Origin of the sequence: Kineosporia succinea (genome assembly GCF_030811555.1) — a bacterium.
Lineage (GTDB): Bacteria > Actinomycetota > Actinomycetes > Actinomycetales > Kineosporiaceae > Kineosporia > Kineosporia succinea.
The window spans coordinates 3,063,403-3,082,110 of record NZ_JAUSQZ010000001.1 but is presented as its reverse complement, the minus strand read 5'-3'; the positions used below and the strand labels follow the sequence as shown (position 1 = coordinate 3,082,110).

The following is an 18,708-nucleotide window of genomic DNA, read 5'->3' as shown; positions in this document are numbered from 1 at the left end:
CCACAACGTCCTCAATCTGTGTCTGCGGCCGGGGTGTCTGCGGCGAGGACCCAGGCGATCTTGCGGTCGGAGTCCCAGCGGCGCACCGCGACGGCCTGCCCCTCGAGCTCGGTGACGGGTGTGAGGACAGTGACAGCGGTGGCCAGCTGGTCGGGGGTGAGGCCGTGAGCGAGGGTGACGTGGGGTGTCCAGTGGCCGGGGGCGAGGTGCCGGTCGGTGCCCTCGAGGCCCTCGTAGAGCCGGGCGGCCTCGGCGTGGAGCTCGAGGAGCTCCTGGGTGGCCACGACGGACCGGACCAGCACCTGCCGCCCGTTGGGGCGGCCGAAGAGGAGCAGACCTCCGAGGGTGATGTTCACGGGGAGGTTCATCGGGTGGTTGCGGATCCGTCGCTCGACGTCCTCGGGCAGGCGTTGGGCGACGGCGAGTGTGATGTGCGGTGCATTGCTGGTTCCGGTGTGGCGGGCCTGGCTCGGCAGGCCCGCGGCCTGGAGGGTGCGCCACTGCGCGCGGACGGCCTCGTCGAGCTGGTCGTCGAGGAGAAGTTCGAGGCTCTGGGTCACCCGGGCCATGCTGCCCGTGGTTGGGCCTTTCGGGGAACCACGCTGAGCCACCGGGTGGGCACGGTAAGCTGAGGGCGGGACGGCAGTTGGTGAACTTTTGGCCCCGATAGAGTATCTCCTCGGCACCCGACCGGGGAGTAGGCCCTCCATTCGGTCTACCGCACGGTAATCTGTCGGTGGGATTGCGACCCGGACGGCTGCCGACCGGGCGTCCCTCCCCTAGCCTGAGGGGCGGGCCGACGTCGTCCCATGGGCCTCTAGCTCAACCGGCAGAGCAGCGGACTTTTAATCCGCGGGTTCGGGGTTCGATCCCCCGGGGGCCCACCCACAACGCAGGCCAGAGTCCGAGACTCTGGTCTGCGGCCCGTTCGCCCGGCGGGCCTCATTCTCCCAGGAGGCCCGCCGGCACGTCGCATGACAAGCATCAGCGCGGGAACGTTGAGATCTGAGACGACGCCGTGACGTCCGGTTCCCATTCCTGCAACGCCTCGGCCATGAGCTTCTTGAGCCGCTCTTTGCTCTCGTGCAGAGACAGGTCGATAAACGACTGGCAATGGCTCAACGGGCGGTCTGCCAGGACGCAGACGGCGATGCCCAACATCTGGAGACCGCGAGCCATCACCACCATCTGGTCGTTGACCGGGTTCGGAATGCGCTTGACCAACTCCCGGGCGATTGCCCGCTCAACACGGCCACTACCTGCGCGTGCCAAGGCCTGGTCGACGGCCTCTCCGACGCGCTCGTCGAACTTCTCCTTCACCGCGAGCAGTGCCCGAGCCAGCTCGGCGAGAGCTTTGCAGTCCATCGCCCTGCGCTCTCCGAACAGCCTGTCCCACGACGAGCGGGTCAGGATCCCCTTGGCCCTGTCAGCAACAGTATTCGCCCAGCCGTCGTTCACCAGATCGAGGCAAAACGCGGCACATTCCTCAACACGTTCTTGTTGCTCAGGGCTGAGCTCCGAGGGCGTGCTGGAGAGGTCTGGTCCAGCATCGCGCCCCTTCGGCGACGGACGGTGCCCGGCAGGTAGGAGCACCTCAGGGCCCTTGCGTCTCTTCGGAGCGGGACGAGGCCCCCCGGCCGGGAGCCCGGAATGCTGATAGCAACGGACGCCCGCTTCCTTGACCCGCCTCCGGCACAGATTGTGAGGTGGAGTCTTGTTGCGTGCGCCACAGGTTGCCATGCAGAAAGTCTCAAATTGCCTGCACCACAGCACAATAAGTGACACACGTGTAATTCATTTGCCAGCCTCGAAGCTGCCCCGATGTCTGTACGGGGGTTGTCAGGACACTCAGCTCGTCGTAAGAACAGCACCTTTCGGGGCCAGTCAAACTGATCAAACGAGCGCCTCAGCCGTTCCGCAGGGGGCTGGGTTGAGCTGGTCCACCCAGGCGATCCGGAACAGTGCGTGGGCTCGGAAATCAGGCCCCTCCGTAGGGTTCTCGCTCTCCGGGCAGCTGCGGACCGCGTTGTGCAGCACGGCCTTCAGGCGGTCGAACTCGTCGCACGCCGGGTTCGGGCGTTCGTTGACCACAGCGCCCACCACGGTCTGCCGCTGATGTCATCGGCGGATACGAGTCTTGGCGGCGGCCACCGACAAACGTTCGGCACGAACGATGCCCGTCAACGCGTCCACCATTCTGCCTGCATCGGAACGCCTTTCGCATCGGCCGGGGCGCCAGGTGTAGCGGTAGTGGCGCGGGGGGGCCGGCGATGCCCGTCGTTGCAGCCTGACGTCGGCGAACCAGGTTGAATGGTGGACGTCGAGGTCCAGGAGGCGGGCGAGCTCGGTTTCGCTGTCGATCCACGGGAGGTGCGGCGAGGACCGGCCGGCCAGGCGGTTCGGCGCGGTGTGGCTGTGGCGGGCCCAGTTCCTCCCGGATCAGGATCTCGGCCTGGAGGACGTAGCCGGCCAGCTCCCGGGGACGGTGCTGGCCCTGGACGGAGCGGCGTTCCCGATCCGGTCCCACCGTATGGCCGACAATACCTGGCCGCTCGGCGCAGGCACGGGACCGACCGTTTAAATAAGCATGACTTACAAATAGCGTTGTCTTGGCCCGGGACATCGGCGCTCCCAGCTATTTTGACGCGTCGACCACTCCCGTCGTCTCCTCCAATCCCTGACCCGGAGGTACAGATCCCATGCCATCGTCATTCACCCGGAAACCGTGGAAACGCCTGCTCGTGCTCGTCGCGGCGGCCATGCTGCCGGTCGCGGCGGCCGTCACGGTGTCCCAGCAGGGCGCCCAGGCGGTCGTGCCCGCCACCCCGTCCGGCTTCACCCTGACCTGGAGCGACGACTTCGACGGCGCATCCGGCGCCGGCCTCGACACCAGCAAGTGGAAGTACGACACCGGACCGGGCAGCAGCTTCGGCACCGGTGAGATCGAGACCATGACCAACAGCACCTCGAACGTCTACTACGACGGGCAGAGTCATCTGGTGCTGCGGGCCCTGCACTCCGGCTCCGACCCGGCCTCCGGCTGGACCTCGGGCCGCGTCGAGACCCAGGCCGCGACCTTCGGGGCCGCGCCCGGCGGCGTGGTGCGGATGGAGTCCCGGCTCCAGCAGCCCGACGTCACCACCGCCAACGGGGCCGGCTACTGGCCCGCCTTCTGGATGCTCGGGGCGCCGCTGCGCTCGGGCGTGACCTGGCCGAAGTCCGGCGAGATCGACATCATGGAGAACATCAACGGACGCCCGTCCACGTTCGCCGCGATGCACTGCGGCGTGAACCCGGGCGGGCCGTGTAACGAGTCCACCGGCATCACCTCGGGCGAGCGGGCCTGCGGGGGCTGCTCGACCGGGTTCCACAACTACGCCGTCGAGATCGACCGTTCGACCTCGCCCGAGCAGGTGCGTTTCTACCTGGACGGCAACAACTTCTACACGATCAGCGCCAACCAGGTGGACGCCACGACCTGGGCCGACGCCATCGACCACCCGTTCTTCATCATCTACGACCTGGCCATCGGCGGCGGTTTCCCGGCCGCCTTCGGCGGGGGCCCGAACGCGTCCACCGTCTCCGGAGGCAAGCTCGTCATCGACTCGGTGGCCGTTTACAACAAGGGCGGCTCGGCCGTGTCGGGCAAGACCATCAAGGGGCCGGGCGGCAAGTGCGTGGACGTGGCCGGTGACGACACCGGCGGCGACGGCACCGCGGTGCAGCTCTGGGACTGCCAGGCGAACGCCAAGGACCAGCACTGGACCTGGAACGGCCAGACCCTGCGCACGCTGGGCAAGTGCCTCGACATCGCCGGTGGCGCCAACGCCGCGGGCACGAAACTGCAGCTGGCCAACTGCAACGGCGGTGGCTACCAGAACTGGGTGGCCCAGTCCGACGGTTCGATGAAGAACCCGACGACCAACCGGTGCATGGACTCCCCGTCCGGGGCCACCGCCAACGGCACCCGGCTGCAGATCTGGGACTGCAACGGCGCTGCGGCACAGAAGTTCTCGGTGGTGTGAACCGTGCGGGCCGGGCACCCCGGCCCGCATCACCCACCTGACCAGCCGGAACGTCCCAACGCTCAATGGTTTACACGGAAGCCGGGTTCGGCCTGATCAGGCGTTCCCCTTCTTCTGACCCTCGCTCGGTGTTCCGATGGGACACGTCAGCAACCGGTTCTGGAGAAGGAAGATCGCCATGCACAGAGTTCTGATCGTCGTCGGCCTCGCCGTCGCCCTGGTCTTCGGCGGCGCCGTGGCCGCCGACGCCGCCCCCAAGAACAAGCCCTGCGCCACTGTCGGCGAGTTCGGCACGGTGAACGTCGGGATGTCCAAGGCCCGGGTCGCGAAGATCTTCGGCACCAAGGGAACTCGCGTCAGCCTGGGCAAGGAAGGGCACGGCTACACCCGCGAGGTCCGCCAGTACAAGGCCTGCAAGAAGCCCAACGCCGTCGTGCGGGTGTCGTTCGACTCCGGCGCCGACCTGCCCTCGGGCAAGGTGGGCTGGGCCAGCTTCAAGTCCTGGAACGAAGGGTGGACGCAGTAGTCGCCCGATGAGGAGGACGGCTCCGGGGCCGTCCTCCTCACACGGCGAACCTCACGCCATGGTGATGTCGTCGACCTTGATGTTGACCGCGATGACCTTGAGCCCGTACCTCACCAGGGCCTCGGTCACCGTGGTGCGCACCGCCGTCGTGATGTCCGGCACCACGCCGTCGGCACTGATCACGAGCACCACCGACACGGTCGTCTCGATCCCGTTCACCTCGGCCCGCACACCCCGGGTGGCGTCGCCGACCTCGTCCAGCCCGATCCGGTCCAGAACCGAGTCGAAGAACCGGGCGATGTCACCGCCCAGGTCGCTCACCCCGGGCACCGACCGGGCCGCCGCGGCCGCGATCTTCTCGACCACCTCACGCTCGACCTCGGTCGCGCCCGTCCCCACCGGCTCCCGCCGGATCGGGGTGGTCTCCGCGACCACCGGCGCTTCCGCGGCCGGCTCCCCCGACTCGACCGGGGCGTCCTCAATCGTCTCGTTCCCAGCAGGCGTGCTCATGCGTCGATCCCACTCTCGCCCAGTTCGTTCCCACGTGTGCCAGGCAGCACATCTGCGGAGCCTATAAAGACATACCGACGAAAAGCACTCAATGCGCTCGTGCGCCGCCAGTAGACTCCCCGGCCGTGACATGCATCGTCGGGATCACGGACGGCCACACCGTCACCATCGGCGGGGACTCGGCGGGCAGCGACGGCTGGCACGTCGCGGTCCGGTCGGACACCAAGGTGTTCCAGGTCGGCCCCTACCTCATGGGTTTCACCACCAGCTACCGGATGGGCCAGCTGCTGCGCTACTCGCTGGAGATCGGCGAGCCGGACACCTGGGACGTCGACCGGTTCATGGCGACGACCTTCATCGACGCGGTGCGCGACTGCCTCACCGCCGGTGGGTACGCGAAGACCGAAGACGGGCGCGAGGAGGGTGGCCAGTTCCTGGTCGGCATCCGCGGCCGGCTCTACCTGGTCGACTCGGACTACCAGATCGGCCACACCGCAGCCGGTTACGCCGCCGTCGGCTCGGGCTACCTGGTCGCGCTGGGGTCGCTGCACTCGACCGCCAGGTCGCCCATCGACAGCTACAGCCGCGCCCTGATGGCGCTCGAGGCAGCGGTCGAACTGACCGGTGAGGTACGGCCGCCGTTCACGGTGCTGCAGTCGACCTAGGCGCCCCGGCCTGGCCTCTTTCAAGATTGTCGGTGGGCTCCGATAGACATGGAGACACCCGGAGGGGCCGGGCCAGGGAAGGCAGGGGTTGTGCAGCCACGCAGCAGCACGTCACAGCAGGTGCCGACGGTGAATCCGCGCAAGCTGGCGAAGGTTCCGTTCCTCGAGCTGTCCGAGGGCCGGCTGCAGGGGGTCGTCTCGAGCGGGTCCGACATCGAGCGGGTCTACGTCTCGTCGATCTCCGCCGGTGACCACGGCCTGAGCTGCTCCACCAACAACAACCGGCCCTGTGGCGGCCTGCGCAGCAACTACGGCTGCAAGCACATCCAGGCCCTGCTCACCGAGGCCGAGAAGCAGTTCGGTTCCGAGCGGGTGGCCCGCTACCTGAGCATCGAGATCCCCGAGCAGGGCTCCCTGTTCAGCGCTCTGCACGCCACCGAGGCGCCCAGTCGCGCGGCCGAGGTCTTCAGCAGTTTCCTGCGCCACCTCGCCTATCTCGAGATCCCGGTGAGCACCGAACCGCTGCCCGAGATGCAGTGGTTCCCGGCCGGGCCGGTGCGGCTGTGACGTCGCTACCGGCGCTCGGCCCGGTTCCGGAAGGGCTGCCCGAGGCTCTGGCCCTGGTCGACGGGCTCGACGACGCGCTGGAACACGGTCTCGGTCGCCCCGACGACGCCCATCTGCGGTCGCTCACCGACCTGGCCGGCGCCTTCGCCGGATCTCCGCTCGCGGCGCCTCTGAGCGAGGCCGCGGGCAAGATCGCGGCCGGTTCGGTCACCGATGAGCACCTGCTCGCGGTGGCCGGCGCCCGGGTCGCGCTGCTGGGTGCGGTGCACGATGCCCTGGCCTCTCAGGCTTTTGCCCGCACGAGAGCACCTTTCCCCGACACCTCACCCGAGGTCTCGGTCCCGTCGAACATCCGTTCCTGGCTCCGCGAGCTCGCCATCACCGGCTGGCGCGGCGTCGATCACGAGATCGCCGCGGCCGGGGCCCGGGCGGTGCCCGGTCTGCTCGACGATCCCGGTCAGCGGCGGCTGGCCGTGCTGATCGACGGTTTCGCCGCCGAGCTGCGGGCCGGTGCCCCGGTGGCGACGCTGAGCCAGGTGCCGTCCCGGCGCTGGGCCGACCTGTGGAGCCGGGCCCTGCTGATGCCGTCCGGCGAGGTCCCGGCCGAGCCGGTGAGCGGCCGGTTGCTGCTGCTGGGCGCCGATCTTCGCGAGCACCCGACCGCCTTCCAGGTGCAGGTGCACGGTCTGCTCGAGAGCGGCGACGCGGTGCGCGTCGTCCGGGTCACGGTCACGGCGGCCAAGGTCGACACGATCACCGGGCCTTCGGCCTGGCGCATGCTGGCGGGTGTCCCGGTGCTGCTGGGGGCGCTGGCCGGGCACCAGTCGCTCGAGCTGAAGGGTATGTCCCTCACCGCCGCCGGCGACCTGCTGTGGCAGGAAGAGCTGGCCACGCCCGGCGAGGTGGCCGACCCGTTCGCCACGGCCCGAGTACTGCTCGGCACGGCGGTCGCGACCTTCCCGGCGCCGCTCGACCGGCATCCCGCGGCTCTGGCCGAACCCGTTCTGCTCGAGGGCTACTCGTCCGGTGACGAGGGTCTCGACCTGGGCGGGGTCGTCGTCGGGGTCGATCCGCTGCCCACCGCCGGGCCGCTCACGTCGGAGCTGGTGTCCTCGTCGTCCGCCTGCATCGGCCTGCTCCGGTGGGACGCGGGCGGTTGGTTCGTGCGGCCGCTCGCGGTGCAGGCAACGGTGCGCAAGAAGGTGGTCGCGGTGCACACCGGCGACTGGGCGCTCGGTCCCACCGAGGCCAAGGCCGCCAAGGCCGAGGCGGTCAACGGTGCCGCCGTCGACGTGCTGCGCGAGCGCGCGGGAAGGCTGCTGCGCAAATGAGTACCGACGAGAACCGCCGCCAGGTGCTCTACTGGCGCCTGCTGGCCCGGCTCTTCGATCCCGATGAGCAGGCCGCTCTCGAGACCGCGAGCCTGGCCGTGGTCGAAGACCTCGACCTGCCGGTGGCCGTGCTCGACCCGGCCATCGCGGTCGACACCCTGGTGCAGCGTTTTCCGCATCTGGAGGCCGAGTTCGACGGGCTGATGACGCCGGGTCCCGACGGAGGCGCCGACTCCGAGTCCGGCTCCGAGTCCGGCACCGGCGACGAGGTTCGTCGCGCCGCTCTGGTCTCCAAGATCCTGCTCAACGTCTTCGACACGGGCAACGGCTCGGTCAGCGCCGGGCAGCTGGCCCGGTGGCAGTCCGACGCCGGCTGGTTCGAGCGCGCCTGTGGCATGCAACCGGGGGCGATGCGGGGCAAGCGTTCCGGCGCCCAGAGCGGACCCGACGACGCCGGCAACACTCCCGGCGGGCAGGCTGCGGGCACCGGTACCGGCACCGGCTTCCACCCCGGTGACTTCAGCAAGCTCCCGCCGGTGCTGGCCACCATCGAAGGCGACCTGGTGCGGCGCATGCACCTGCGCGAGGTGCTGGCCGACAACCGCCTGGCCCAGCAGCTCACGCCCAGCATGTCGCTGATCGAGCAGCTGCTGCGTGACAAGGACAATCTCGACGGCGTGGCCCTGGCCAACGCCAAGGCGCTGATCCGGCGGTTCGTCGACGAGGTTGCCGAGGTGCTGAAAACCCAGGTGGCGCAGGCCAGCGCGGGCACGATCGACCGCTCGGTGCCGCCGAAGCGGGTGTTCCGCAACCTCGATCTCGACCGCACCATCTGGAAGAACCTGCCGAACTGGAACCCCGACGACGAGAAGCTCTACGTCGACCGGCTGTTCTTCCGGCAGACGGCCAAGCGCATCGAGCCGGCCCGGATGATCGTGGTGGTCGACCAGTCCGGGTCCATGGTCGACGCGATGGTCAACTGCACGATCCTGGCGTCCATCTTCACCGGTCTGCCCAAGGTCGACGTGCACCTGATCGCCTACGACACGCGGGCTCTCGACCTGACGCCCTGGGTGCACGACCCGTTCGAGGTGCTGCTGCGCACCCAGCTCGGCGGTGGCACCGACGGCCGGGCGGCACTGGAGCTCACCCGTCCCAAGATCGCCGACGCGCGCAACACCGTCGTGGTGTGGATCTCCGACTTCTACGAGTGGCAGGAGAAAGAAGTCTTCACCGGCCTGGAGTCGCTGCACAAGTCCGGGGTGAAGCTGATCCCGGTCGGGTCGGTCTCCAGCGGCGGTCAGCAGAGCGTCAATCCCTGGTTCCGCCAGCGCTTCAAAGACCAGGGCACCCCCGTGCTCTCCGGTCACGTGCGCAAGCTCGTCACCGAGCTCAAGAACTTCCTGGCCTGAAACCCCTTGAACGATACGGAGAAAGCTATGAGTGAGATCCTGCGCGCCCCGGCCGAGTCCAAGTACGCCGAGGAGCTCGACTGGCTGGAGTCGGTCGACACCGGGCAGAAGCCGTTCTCGTGGCGGCTCAGCCCGAAGATGGTGCGCACGTTCGTGCTCGGCTCGGAGCGGTCCGACGGCCTCGATCGCGAGATCAGCCAGAAGTGGTTCGGCGACCGCAGCATCGTCGAGCGGGCGATCGTCACGCTGGCCTCCGACCGGGGTCTGCTGCTCATCGGCGACCCGGGCACCGGCAAGAGCTGGCTGGCCGAACTGCTGGCCGCCGCGATCAGCCGCAACTCCACGCTGGTGGTGCAGGGCACGGCGGGCACCACCGAAGACCACATCAAGTACTCGTGGAACGTCTCGATGGTCATCGCGAAGGGGCAGTCGCGGGAGTCGATGATCCCGTCGCCGATCATGAGCGCGATGGAGGGCGGTGTGATCGGCCGCTTCGAGGAGCTCACCCGTTCCACCAGCGACGTGCAAGACGCGCTGATCTCGATCCTGTCCGAGAAGTACGTGTCCATCCCCGAACTCGACGACGACAACATCGTCTTCGCCAAGCCCGGTTTCTCGATCATCGCCACGGCGAACAGTCGCGACCGCGGTGTGAACGACCTGTCGTCGGCACTGAAGCGGCGGTTCAACTTCGTGCGTATCCCGGTGGTGACCAACAAGAAGAGCGAGGCGGAGATCGTGCGCTTCCGCACCGAGGAGCTGCTGCGCCGCCACTCGATCGACCTCGAGGTGCCGCCCTCGCTGTTCGACGTGCTGCTGCAGAGCTTCGCCGACCTGAGGGCCGGGGCCGCGGCGGCCGGCAGTGACGACGAGAAGCTGGAGTCGTCGCTGTCCACGGCCGAGCAGATCGGTGTCCTCGAAGACGCGGTGCTGCACAGCACGTTCTTCGGCGCGCGGGAGCTCACCCCCCAGGCGCTGGCCAGCTCGCTGGTCGGGTCGCTGGCCCGGCGCAGTCCCGAAGACCTGGCCATCCTCAACACCTACTGGCACGGCACCATCGAGCAGCGCAGCCAGAACGAGGGCGGCCCGTGGACCGGGTTCCTCGAGGGCGGCCGCCAGGCGATCAGCGTCCTGTCATGAGTCAGGTCTTCGAGCCGCTGCGGCAGCAGCTGATCGAGGCCGCCGAGGCCTTCGCCGACGGCCCGGCCGCGCTCCCCGAGATCCTGACCGGTCTGGTCAGCGACGTCGACCACGCCACGGCCGAGCCGCTGGAGATCTTCCCGGTCTGCCATCACTCGCCCGCCTCGGCGCTGGCGATGGGCCGGCGACTGCGCGAGAAGCAGCCCAAGGTGGTGTATCTCGAGCTGTGCGAAGACCTGCAGCCGCTGCTGACCGAGCTGCGTAACTGCAAGCTGCCCGTGGCCCTGCAGGCATTCGCGTCCGAGCTCGACGGGTTCCCGGCCGACTGGGGTCCGCTGAGCGTGGTCGCGCCGATCACCGAGGCCTCGGCCGAGTACCAGGCCATCGCCTACGCCCTCGAGACCCCGGGGGTGGAGCTGGTTCTCGTCGACCGCTCGTCCGACCACGTGTTCCAGTGGTCGCCCGACTCCTCGGAAGAGCACACCGAGGTTGAAGACGACCTGCACGGCGACGCGGTCGGGGTCGAGATCGGTGATCTGCGACCCCGGTTCGCCGAGTTGGAAGAGCACCTCCTGCATCACGGGCGGGTGCGCCACTGGTCGGAGTGGTGGGACCAGTACGTCGAGCAGCCGCTGGCGAATGCCGACCACGACACCTACCGCCAGGTGATGACGTTGATCGGCAGCCTGTTCCGCCGGCTCACCCCGGAGGGCACCCGCCGGCTGGCGATCGACGAGCAGCGTGAGCGGTACATGTGGACGCGCATCCGGGCGCACCTGGCCACCTCCGGTGTCGACCGCGACGACTGCCTCTACATCTGCGGCGCTTTCCACGCGGTCAGCCGGGTGGCGGAGGCCGGGTCGGAGCCGGGCACCCCCGATCTGGAGATCACGCCGCGCACCGGCACCGAGTGGCTGTACGGGCTGATCCCGTCGAGTCACTCGGCGATCGAGGCGCAGTTCGGCCTGGCGCCGGGCTCGGTGTCGATCGCGGCGGCCACCTGGCAGAAGGGGCTGACCCGGTCGAAGCTCACACCGTTCCGGCTGGAGGGGCAGAAGGGCGGCCGCCGCCGGGCCAGGAAGGCTCTGCCGCCCGCCCCGGTCGTGCCCGGCCCGACCGCCGACCGGCTCACCGAGTACCTGGCGGCCCCACCACCCCCGGGTGGTCTCGACGACGAGGAGCTGCGCGGCTGGTGCGTCGACGTGGTGCGGCTGGCACGGCGCAACGGGTACCTCGCCAGCACGGCCGACGCGATCGCGGTCTACGAGACGTCGGTGCTGCTGGCGAACATGCGGGGCCGGGCGCGCCCGACGCCGTACGACTTCCAGGACGCGGCCGTCACCTGCATCGAGAAAGACGTGGTGCCGGGCCGGCGCGACGTGCGGCGGCTGTGCGAGATCCTGCTCGGCGGCGACAAGGTCGGGCAGGTCGGCTACGAGGCGCTGCCCCCGCTGGCCAAGGATGTGTACGACCGGCTGGAGCCGCTGGGGCTCGACCTGACGTCACGCACGATCCGGCGGGCGCTGATCGACCTGGTGGGCCAGCCCGAGCTGGCGCCCTGCTCGCGGTTGCTGTGGCGGCTGAAGTACCTGCTGCCGGGCCCGGCGCTGCGCACGGTCATGGGCTCGCAGCGACTCGGCGAGAAGTCGGTGCAAGAGAGCTGGGACCTCGACCTGGGCCGTCACCAGCGCACCGTGATCGAGCTGGGCTATGAGGGTGTCACGGTCGAGCAGGTGCTGGAGCAGCGCCTGCGGCGGTCGGTGCGCGATCCGAAGGCCACGGCGGCCGAGGCCCTCACGGCCGTCGAAGACTCACTCCGGCTGCTCGAGAGCCCCCGGCTGACCGACGAACTCGGGGTGCGGGCGGTGGAGCTGCTGGCCGCCGAGCGCACGGTCGACGACGCCCCGCTGGTGCTGGGCCGAATCCGCCGTCTGATCGCCTACTTCGAGAGCCGTCCGGGTGGTGCGCTGCCGGCGTGGTGCCAGCAGTTCGTCACGGCGGGCTATGCGCACTACTGCACGCTGCTGCCCACCGCCTTCGCCGACGAAGAGACCGGGGTGCGGCAGGTCGCGGCCATGCTGGGCTTCCTCTTCAGCATGGAGAGCCTGGCGCTGAGTCTGGGCTGCGAGCGCATGCAGCTGGAGCTGGCGGTGAAGCAGTCCGTGCCGTTCGGCCCGGCCAAGACGGCTCTGTTCTGGGCGGCGGGGCACCAGCTCGGCGACCTGGCGGTGGCCGACCTGCGCGAGCGCAGCGACGAGCTGCTGGCGAACCCGCTCGTCGTGCCCAGTTTCCCGCAGTACGTGAGCGGTTTCGTGCACGCGCTGGAGCCGGTGCCGAGGCTGGCCCCGTTCGTGGTCGAGATCCTCTCGAAGGCCTTCGCCCGCCTGCCCGACCCGGTGCTGCTGCCCTGGCTGCCGACGCTGATCACCACCCTGAAGCAGGAGGCGGCGGAGCTGGTGCCGCTGCTGACGCGGGAGGCGGGGCGTACGTTCCCGGGGGCGTTGCCCGCGCTCGACGGCTGGACGGCGCCGTGGGAGCGGAAGACTGCTCCGGCCACGTCCATGCCGGTGCTGTCCCCGGACGCCTCACTCGCCCGGCGTCTCGTCGACAGCCATCCGGTCACCGCGCTGGCCGTGGCGCGCATCCTGGGGCAGCCGGACGAGTGGTCGAAGGCGGCGACCGAATCGGATTCCGGTGGGCCTGTGCTCCTGCTGGAACAGTACCCGGACACTGCGACAGCTGTGGCCGCGCTCGTGGGGTAGCCATGGAGCCGGATCGGCGTGCACCCACGCCGATCCGGCGTGACCACGAGCTCCTCTGCGCAGGAGTTCGTCGGCATACGATTGGTGATCGCCTGAGACCTTCAGGTACACGAGACGCAGGCCAGCCAACCCAGCCATCCCCGGCATCCCGGCATCCGGAGAGTCCGGAGAGTCCGGAGAGTCCGGAGAGTCCGGAGAGTCCGGAGAGTCATGCCACCCCTTTCCGACACCCACCTGATCGTCATCCGCGGCAACTCCGGCTCCGGCAAGAGCACCGTCGCCCAGCGGCTACGCTTGCAGGCCGGACGCGGCTGGGCCCTCGTCGAGCAGGACTTCCTCCGCCGCATCGTGCTCCGCGAACGCGAACACGAACGCGACAGCCACCACGGCCACGGCCACCACGACACCCCATCCCTGGCCCCGGCCTTCATCGCGCACAACGTCACCTTCCTCCTGCAGCACGGCTACCACGTCATCCTCGAAGGCATCCTGCACAGCCCCCGCTACGGCGACATGCTGCGCACCCTGGCCGAGGCCCACAACGGCCCCGCCCTCTTCGTCTACCTCGACGCCAGCTTCGAGGAAACGGTGAAGCGTCATGCCACGCGTCCGCAAGCCAGCGAATTCACCCCCGCTCACATGCGGGAGTGGTACTCGGCCCGCGACCTGCTCGGACAGCCAACCGAGATGGTCATCCCCGAGAACTCAACTTTGGACCAGACTTTGGCCGCGATCACCACCGCCGCCGGCCTCTAGGCTGACCCCATGCACAGGAGCCGCTTCTCCACCCTGCTCATCGACGTCCCCCGCGACGACGTCCCCGCCGCCACCACCTTCTGGTCCGGCGCCTTCGGCGTCCCGGCCAACCCGGTAGCCGGTGAGGAACAGTTCACCAACATCAACGGTGCCTTTCCCGGCCTGGTCACGGCCATCCAGAGCATCGACGGCGCCCCGCGCTTCCACATCGACATCGAGACCGATGACCTCGACGCCGAGACAGCCCGGCTCATCGCCCTCGGCGCCGTCGAGATCAGCCGCTGGCTCGACTGCCACACCCTGAAGGCCCCGGGCGGTCACCTGCTGTGCGTCATCCCGGTGCACAGCGACCCGGACGTGTTCAAGCAGCAGGCCACCGTCTGGCCGTAACCACCGGCAAGCTCAATCAGCCGCACCCGCACTCGACCAGACCCCCGCCGTCTCCCCCACCTTCGGCGCCCACACCAGGTAACCCTCACCCACCCCCGCGAATCGCAGATCGCCCTCTCGCACCGCACCGTCACGCACCGACAGCGAGCGCCAGCCCGAGCTCTCGGGCGCCTGCTGCGACAGGTCTCCGCCCGACCAGACGAAATCATCGGCCCGCACCGCGAAATGATCTGACCAAGAACCGTATTCGCCGGACGACGCGACCCGAACGTGCACCGATCCCGCCGCGGCCACCGACACCGTCACCCGCCCCCGCGCCTCACTCCCCTGGTACGCGGTCACCGTCGCGCCGTCTTGCAGGTACCAGACCTCGTCACCGGCCACCGCCTGGGTGACGCTCTCACCCACGCTCCACGCCGCCGCCAGCCGGTCGGTGCCCGGCAGCGTCCAGGCCAGCTCCCCCGCCGACACCTCGTCGTAGGTCAGGTTGAGGGTCTCGACGCCGTTCACCGTCACCTCGTCGGCCGCCCCGACCGGCGTCTGCTCGAGTGAGTCACCGGCCCAGACGAAATCGGAGGGCTGGACGGTGAAATCACCGTCGGCGTCGACCAGCAGCACCACCGTGCCCCGGCCGGAGGCGTCGAGCGACACGGACCGCACCGTCACCCGGGCCAGCGGGTCCGACCCCTGCGACACCGCGACCGACCCACCGTTCTGCGCGTACTCCAGCGGCGCCGCGACCGGCGTCTCATGAACAGGCGGGTCGGGCCACCACCGACCCCCGGTGAACAACCCCGCCACGACCAGTGCCGCCGCAGAGGTACCCAGCACGAGCGAATGGCGCCGCTGCCGACGACGCTCGCCGCCCCGGATCACCGCGTCGAGGTCGAACTCCGGCATCCCTCGCGCCGCCTGGACCTCGTCGAGCTGTTTCAGGCGCTGGGACAACGGCATCTGCTCTGGGCTCATCGAACACCTCTGCGAGTCACGTCGAGATCGAGGTCATGGTCGAGGACGGGGAGAGAAGCAGACGGCGAGCGACGTGGGTCGTCGTCCTGGCGGTCGTCGGTGAAGTCTTCACCGAGGATGTGCCGCAGCCGGACGACAGCGTCGGAGCAGTGACGCTTCACGGTACCCGGAGTCGTGCCCATGATCTGCGCGACCTCGGCCACAGACCGGTCTTCGACGTAGCGCAGGATCACCGCCGCCCGCTGCCGCCTGCTCAGCCCACGCAGCGCCCGCGCCAGGTCGAGCACCAGGACGGCGTCGTCGGTGGTCTCGTAGCCGACTTCGGGCAGCACCTCGGTGCTGTGCTCACGCCGCCAGGGCCGCCGCCACTCGTTCAGCATCTGCCGCACCAGGATCGTGCGCAGATAGGCCCCCGGGTGCGAGATGTCGTGCACCTTCGGCCAGGCCATGTACATGCGCTCGAGCGCGGCCTGCACGTAATCGTCGGCCCGGTGCCAGTCTTCGCACATGCTGAACGCGAAGCGCCTCAGCCTCGGCAGTTCCGCCTCCACCAGGTAGTGAAAACGCTCTTGCAGGTCCTGCGTCATCGTCCCCCACGATCACCCGACCCAGCACGATCACCCGGCCCAGCACGATCAGCCGCCCCCAATACGATCAGCAGACCCCAGCACGATCAGCCGACTCGCCACGAACAACCGCCCCGGGCAACAGCATTCGATCCGCCGGAGGCCGCCGGGCGGACAGTTTCCCGCCCGCCCGGCGACTTCACCCAGCGCCGCAGGTCAGGTCAGCCGACGCCCCACGCACCGGCGGTCAGCCCCCGCCGCGGCGACCAGGCGAGCTGCCCGGCCCCCACCTCGGAGTACCGCAGATGCACCGTCTGCCGGGCGCCCGGCTTCAGCGTGATCTTCTTGGCCCCCACCGGGACGTGCCGCACTCCGGCCCGGTCGGTCCACCCGAACGCAGCCGGCCTCACCGAGAACTTCTTCACCGCCTCGATGTCGAGCCGCACCGTGCCCCAGCCCTTCTCGTGCACTGCCGACTGCGCCTTCACCCGGCCAACCACCCGGCCGGACCGGTAGACCGACACCCGGGCGTCTTTCTGCACGTAGCTGGGCGACAGCAGATGCCCCAGCCCCTTGGCCGCGCTCCCCTCGACCTGCCACACGCCGACCGAGTTCTCCCGCCGGGGCGCCCACACCACGTTGCCGTTGCGCACCCCGGCGAACCGGATCGAGACGGTCTCGGTGTCGCCACCCTTCACCCGGAACTTGCGCACCGGATCCGAGGCGTCGTGATCCCCCTCGGCGTCGGCCCAGAGGAACTGCCCGGCCCGGAAGGCGAACGTCTTGTGCGCCTTGACCCTGAGCACGAGTTTCGCCCGCCCACCGGGATGCGCCGCGGACCGCACCTCGACGTCGGCCAGCCGCTCGCCGAAGCGGTACACGGCCACCGAGTCACCCCGCTGCACGTAGGACATCTGATCGCCGGTCTGCGGCAGACCCGCCGCACGAATCGGGTCGGCGTGAGCCGTGCCCCCCGCGCCACCCGCCAGTGCCACGCACATGGCCAGGGCCCCCATCACGGTCACCATCTTCATCAGGCTGTTCTCCCCTCGATCCAACAGCTCGATCCGACAGCGACGTTTCGCTGTCGTGGGGAAGAACACGGCGACCCACCCCCCAGGTTGAGTCCCCACCCAAAAAACTTTTACCGGTTCTATCCCCCCGAAAACACCCAGCCGCGATCATGGCCACCATGAGTCCCACCAGCACCACGCAATGGCAGAGGTACCTGGCCCGCCTCGACGAGCAGCCCCACCGAAAAGCCACGGAGGAAGACCTCACCCGGGCGCGACAACGTCTCGGCACCGACCTGCCCGAGAGCCTGGCCAACCTGCTGCGCGAGACCGACGGCTGGCCCCACCCGGGCGTCCTGCACGGTCTGTGCAGCACCACGGAACTGCGCTGGACCAGCGACCCCACCCACGACCTGGTCGACGCCTGGACCAGCTTCGAGGAGATCGTCGAGGTGATCGCCGGCTGCCTGGTGGTGGTCGACGGCGGTGACGGTCGCTACTGCCTGCTCGACGCGTCCCGAACCGGTGACGACGGCGAGTGGATCGCCTACGACTGGGGGGCCGGGGACGGCGAGGACCCCGTGCCGTACCCCAGCCTCAGCGCTCTGGTCGACGACCTCACCACCCGGTAGGCAGCGGGCGTCCCTCCTCGTAACCGGCGGGCGACTGCGTGCCCACGACCACCTGGTCGGAGAACTCCGTGACGGTGCGCGCCCCGACGTAGGTGAAGGCCGAGCGCACGCCCGCGGTGATCTGGTCGATCAGGTCCTCGACCCCCGGACGGGCCGGGTCGAGATACATCTTCGAGCTCGAGATGCCCTCTTCGTACAGGCCTTTCCGGGCCCGCTGGAACGGCGAGTCGGCCTTGGTGCGCGCGGCCACGGCGCGGGCCGAGGCCATCCCGAAGCTCTCCTTGTAGGGACGCCCGGACGCGTCGTGCGACAGGTCGCCCGGGCTCTCGTGGGTGCCCGCGAACCACGAGCCCACCATCACCTGGCTGGCCCCGGCGGCGAGCGCGAGGGCCACGTCGCGGGGGTGCCGCACGCCACCGTCGGCCCAGACGTGCCCACCCGCCTCCCGGGCGGCGACGGAACACTCCAGAACCGCGGAGAACTGGGGACGACCGACACCGGTCATCATCCGGGTCGTGCACATCGCGCCCGGGCCGACCCCGACCTTGACGATGTCCGCCCCGGCGGCGATCAGGTCGCGCGTGCCCTGGGCGGTGACGACGTTGCCCGCCACCACCGGCACCTGCGGGTCGACCGAGCGCACCGCGCCCAGCGCCTCGATCATCTTCTCCTGGTGACCGTGCGCGGTGTCGACGACCAGCGTGTCCACCCCGGCGTCGAGCAGGGCCTTGGTGGTGCCCGCGACGTCACCGTTGATGCCGACCGCGGCCGCGATCCGCAGACGCCCGGAGGCGTCGAGCGCCGGCGTGTAGACCGTGGACCTCAGCGCCCCGGTGCGCGTGAGCGCCCCGACCAGCACCCCGTCCCGCACGACCGGCGCGAACCGGCGGCGGCTGGAGTGCAGCACCTCGAAGGCGGCCTCCAGGTCGGCGGACGCCGTGTCCGCGTCCACCGAGACCACACCCGTCGTCATCACGCTCCCGACCTGAGTGAACCGGTCGACCCCGGTGCAGTCGGCCGCGGTGACCACCCCGAGGACGTGCCGCTGCGCGTCCACCACCACCGCCGCCCCGTGCGACCGCTTCGGCAGCAGGTTCAGCGCGTCGGCCACGGTGTCGTGCTCGTGCAGCTCGACCGGCGTCTCGAAGATCGGGTGACGCTGCTTGACCCACGCGACCACCTCGGCCACCACGTCGAGCGGCAGGTCCTGCGGCAGCACGGCCATACCGCCGCGGCGGGCCACGGTCTCGGCCATCCGCCGGCCCGAGATCGCCGTCATGTTGGCCACGACCAGCGGAATCGTCGTACCGGTGCCGTCCGGGCTGCTCAGGTCGGCGTCGAAACGGGAGGTGACCGCCGAGCGGCCCGGCGCGATGAAGACGTCGTTGTAGGTCAGGTCACGCTCGGGGCGGTGACCGTCGATAAAGCGCACGTGAAACTCCAA

The 18,708-nt window shown here is 69.5% G+C and carries 18 protein-coding genes, 1 tRNA gene and 1 pseudogene; 12 read left to right on the top strand and 8 right to left on the bottom strand.

The features are described from left to right. Positions 1-11: 11 nt before the first annotated feature. Positions 12-560, bottom strand: coding sequence for a 2'-5' RNA ligase family protein (locus tag J2S57_RS13510; RefSeq protein WP_307242330.1), 549 nt, complete (start codon positions 558-560; stop codon positions 12-14). Positions 561-811: 251 nt separating this feature from the next. Between J2S57_RS13510 and J2S57_RS13505 the strand changes: the two genes are divergently transcribed. Then, positions 812-884, top strand: a tRNA-Lys gene (locus J2S57_RS13505). Between the two features lie 100 nt (positions 885-984). On the opposite strand, the gene J2S57_RS13500 is transcribed toward J2S57_RS13505, so the two are convergent. Together J2S57_RS13500 and J2S57_RS13495 are read right to left on the bottom strand one after the other, a co-directional pair. Beyond that, complete coding sequence (locus J2S57_RS13500; protein WP_307242328.1) at positions 985-1,458, bottom strand: hypothetical protein; 474 nt, start codon at positions 1,456-1,458, stop codon at positions 985-987. A gap of 435 nt (positions 1,459-1,893) precedes the next feature. Then, positions 1,894-2,091, bottom strand: a complete 198-nt coding sequence (locus J2S57_RS13495; RefSeq protein ID WP_307242325.1) for a hypothetical protein — start codon at positions 2,089-2,091, stop codon at positions 1,894-1,896. A gap of 608 nt (positions 2,092-2,699) precedes the next feature. Between J2S57_RS13495 and J2S57_RS13490 the strand changes: the two genes are divergently transcribed. Continuing rightward, the gene (locus J2S57_RS13490) at positions 2,700-4,025 is read left to right on the top strand and encodes a glycoside hydrolase family 16 protein (protein WP_307242322.1); all 1,326 of its coding nucleotides are present in this window, start codon (positions 2,700-2,702) and stop codon (positions 4,023-4,025) included. Positions 4,026-4,203: 178 nt separating this feature from the next. Further along, positions 4,204-4,551: a hypothetical protein gene (locus tag J2S57_RS13485; RefSeq protein ID WP_307242319.1), complete on the top strand. Its 348-nt coding sequence runs from the start codon at positions 4,204-4,206 to the stop codon at positions 4,549-4,551. A 51-nt stretch (positions 4,552-4,602) separates the two neighbouring features. On the opposite strand, the gene J2S57_RS13480 is transcribed toward J2S57_RS13485, so the two are convergent. Continuing rightward, on the bottom strand, positions 4,603-5,061 hold the full coding sequence (locus tag J2S57_RS13480; protein ID WP_307242316.1) for an Asp23/Gls24 family envelope stress response protein: 459 nt from the start codon (positions 5,059-5,061) through the stop codon (positions 4,603-4,605). Between the two features lie 125 nt (positions 5,062-5,186). Between J2S57_RS13480 and J2S57_RS13475 the strand changes: the two genes are divergently transcribed. From J2S57_RS13475 to J2S57_RS13440, 8 genes and pseudogenes are all read left to right on the top strand, one after another. Continuing rightward, the gene (locus J2S57_RS13475; protein WP_307242314.1) at positions 5,187-5,726 is read left to right on the top strand and encodes a hypothetical protein; all 540 of its coding nucleotides are present in this window, start codon (positions 5,187-5,189) and stop codon (positions 5,724-5,726) included. A 48-nt stretch (positions 5,727-5,774) separates the two neighbouring features. Continuing rightward, complete coding sequence (locus tag J2S57_RS13470) at positions 5,775-6,293, top strand: hypothetical protein (protein ID WP_370882464.1); 519 nt, start codon at positions 5,775-5,777, stop codon at positions 6,291-6,293. Next, positions 6,290-7,624, top strand: coding sequence for a hypothetical protein (locus J2S57_RS13465; protein ID WP_307242310.1), 1,335 nt, complete (start codon positions 6,290-6,292; stop codon positions 7,622-7,624). The genes J2S57_RS13470 and J2S57_RS13465 overlap by 4 nt, the downstream gene beginning before the upstream one ends. Further along, a complete protein-coding gene (locus tag J2S57_RS13460; RefSeq protein ID WP_307242308.1) occupies positions 7,621-9,036 on the top strand; it encodes a vWA domain-containing protein in 1,416 nt (471 codons plus the stop codon). The genes J2S57_RS13465 and J2S57_RS13460 overlap by 4 nt, the downstream gene beginning before the upstream one ends. 27 nt (positions 9,037-9,063) lie before the next feature. Then, on the top strand, positions 9,064-10,176 hold the full coding sequence (locus J2S57_RS13455; RefSeq protein WP_307242306.1) for an ATP-binding protein: 1,113 nt from the start codon (positions 9,064-9,066) through the stop codon (positions 10,174-10,176). Further along, a pseudogene (locus tag J2S57_RS13450) lies at positions 10,173-12,711 on the top strand (DUF5682 family protein); the annotation flags it as partial. The gene J2S57_RS13455 and the pseudogene J2S57_RS13450, both read left to right, overlap by 4 nt. A gap of 437 nt (positions 12,712-13,148) precedes the next feature. Continuing rightward, entirely contained in the window at positions 13,149-13,694 is a 546-nt protein-coding gene (locus tag J2S57_RS13445; RefSeq protein ID WP_307242300.1) for an AAA family ATPase, read from the top strand. A gap of 9 nt (positions 13,695-13,703) precedes the next feature. After that, positions 13,704-14,084, top strand: a complete 381-nt coding sequence (locus J2S57_RS13440; protein ID WP_307242297.1) for a VOC family protein — start codon at positions 13,704-13,706, stop codon at positions 14,082-14,084. 12 nt (positions 14,085-14,096) lie between these two features. Here the strand turns inward: J2S57_RS13440 and J2S57_RS13435 are convergent, their stop codons facing one another. The 3 genes from J2S57_RS13435 to J2S57_RS13425 all read right to left on the bottom strand — a co-directional run bounded on the left by J2S57_RS13435 (position 14,097) and on the right by J2S57_RS13425 (position 16,653). Then, positions 14,097-15,053, bottom strand: coding sequence for a hypothetical protein (locus J2S57_RS13435; RefSeq protein ID WP_307242295.1), 957 nt, complete (start codon positions 15,051-15,053; stop codon positions 14,097-14,099). Continuing rightward, on the bottom strand, positions 15,050-15,640 hold the full coding sequence (locus J2S57_RS13430) for a SigE family RNA polymerase sigma factor (RefSeq protein ID WP_307242293.1): 591 nt from the start codon (positions 15,638-15,640) through the stop codon (positions 15,050-15,052). The genes J2S57_RS13435 and J2S57_RS13430 overlap by 4 nt, the downstream gene beginning before the upstream one ends. Before the next feature lie 200 nt (positions 15,641-15,840). Beyond that, entirely contained in the window at positions 15,841-16,653 is an 813-nt protein-coding gene (locus tag J2S57_RS13425; RefSeq protein ID WP_307242291.1) for a hypothetical protein, read from the bottom strand. Between the two features lie 158 nt (positions 16,654-16,811). Here J2S57_RS13425 and J2S57_RS13420 point away from each other — a divergent pair, with 158 nt between their 5' ends. Then, positions 16,812-17,264: an SMI1/KNR4 family protein gene (locus J2S57_RS13420; RefSeq protein WP_307242290.1), complete on the top strand. Its 453-nt coding sequence runs from the start codon at positions 16,812-16,814 to the stop codon at positions 17,262-17,264. Here the strand turns inward: J2S57_RS13420 and J2S57_RS13415 are convergent. Beyond that, on the bottom strand, positions 17,251-18,696 hold the full coding sequence (locus tag J2S57_RS13415; RefSeq protein ID WP_307242289.1) for a GuaB1 family IMP dehydrogenase-related protein: 1,446 nt from the start codon (positions 18,694-18,696) through the stop codon (positions 17,251-17,253). The two genes, J2S57_RS13420 and J2S57_RS13415, sit on opposite strands and share 14 nt — an antisense overlap. Positions 18,697-18,708: the final 12 nt, after the last annotated feature.

Excerpts from the sequence above, each read along its gene's own strand:
- J2S57_RS13430 (WP_307242293.1), bottom strand. The coding sequence starts at position 15,640 with ATGACGCAGGACCTGCAAGAGCGTTTTCACTACCTGGTGGAGGCGGAA.
- J2S57_RS13435 (WP_307242295.1), bottom strand. The coding sequence starts at position 15,053 with ATGAGCCCAGAGCAGATGCCGTTGTCCCAGCGCCTGAAACAGCTCGAC.
- J2S57_RS13485 (WP_307242319.1), top strand. The coding sequence starts at position 4,204 with ATGCACAGAGTTCTGATCGTCGTCGGCCTCGCCGTCGCCCTGGTCTTC.
- J2S57_RS13440 (WP_307242297.1), top strand. The coding sequence starts at position 13,704 with ATGCACAGGAGCCGCTTCTCCACCCTGCTCATCGACGTCCCCCGCGAC.
- J2S57_RS13445 (WP_307242300.1), top strand. The coding sequence starts at position 13,149 with ATGCCACCCCTTTCCGACACCCACCTGATCGTCATCCGCGGCAACTCC.
- J2S57_RS13460 (WP_307242308.1), top strand. The coding sequence starts at position 7,621 with ATGAGTACCGACGAGAACCGCCGCCAGGTGCTCTACTGGCGCCTGCTG.
- J2S57_RS13455 (WP_307242306.1), top strand. The coding sequence starts at position 9,064 with ATGAGTGAGATCCTGCGCGCCCCGGCCGAGTCCAAGTACGCCGAGGAG.
- J2S57_RS13480 (WP_307242316.1), bottom strand. The coding sequence starts at position 5,061 with ATGAGCACGCCTGCTGGGAACGAGACGATTGAGGACGCCCCGGTCGAG.
- J2S57_RS13490 (WP_307242322.1), top strand. The coding sequence starts at position 2,700 with ATGCCATCGTCATTCACCCGGAAACCGTGGAAACGCCTGCTCGTGCTC.
- J2S57_RS13470 (WP_370882464.1), top strand. The coding sequence starts at position 5,775 with ATGGAGACACCCGGAGGGGCCGGGCCAGGGAAGGCAGGGGTTGTGCAG.
- J2S57_RS13425 (WP_307242291.1), bottom strand. The coding sequence starts at position 16,653 with ATGAAGATGGTGACCGTGATGGGGGCCCTGGCCATGTGCGTGGCACTG.
- J2S57_RS13420 (WP_307242290.1), top strand. The coding sequence starts at position 16,812 with ATGAGTCCCACCAGCACCACGCAATGGCAGAGGTACCTGGCCCGCCTC.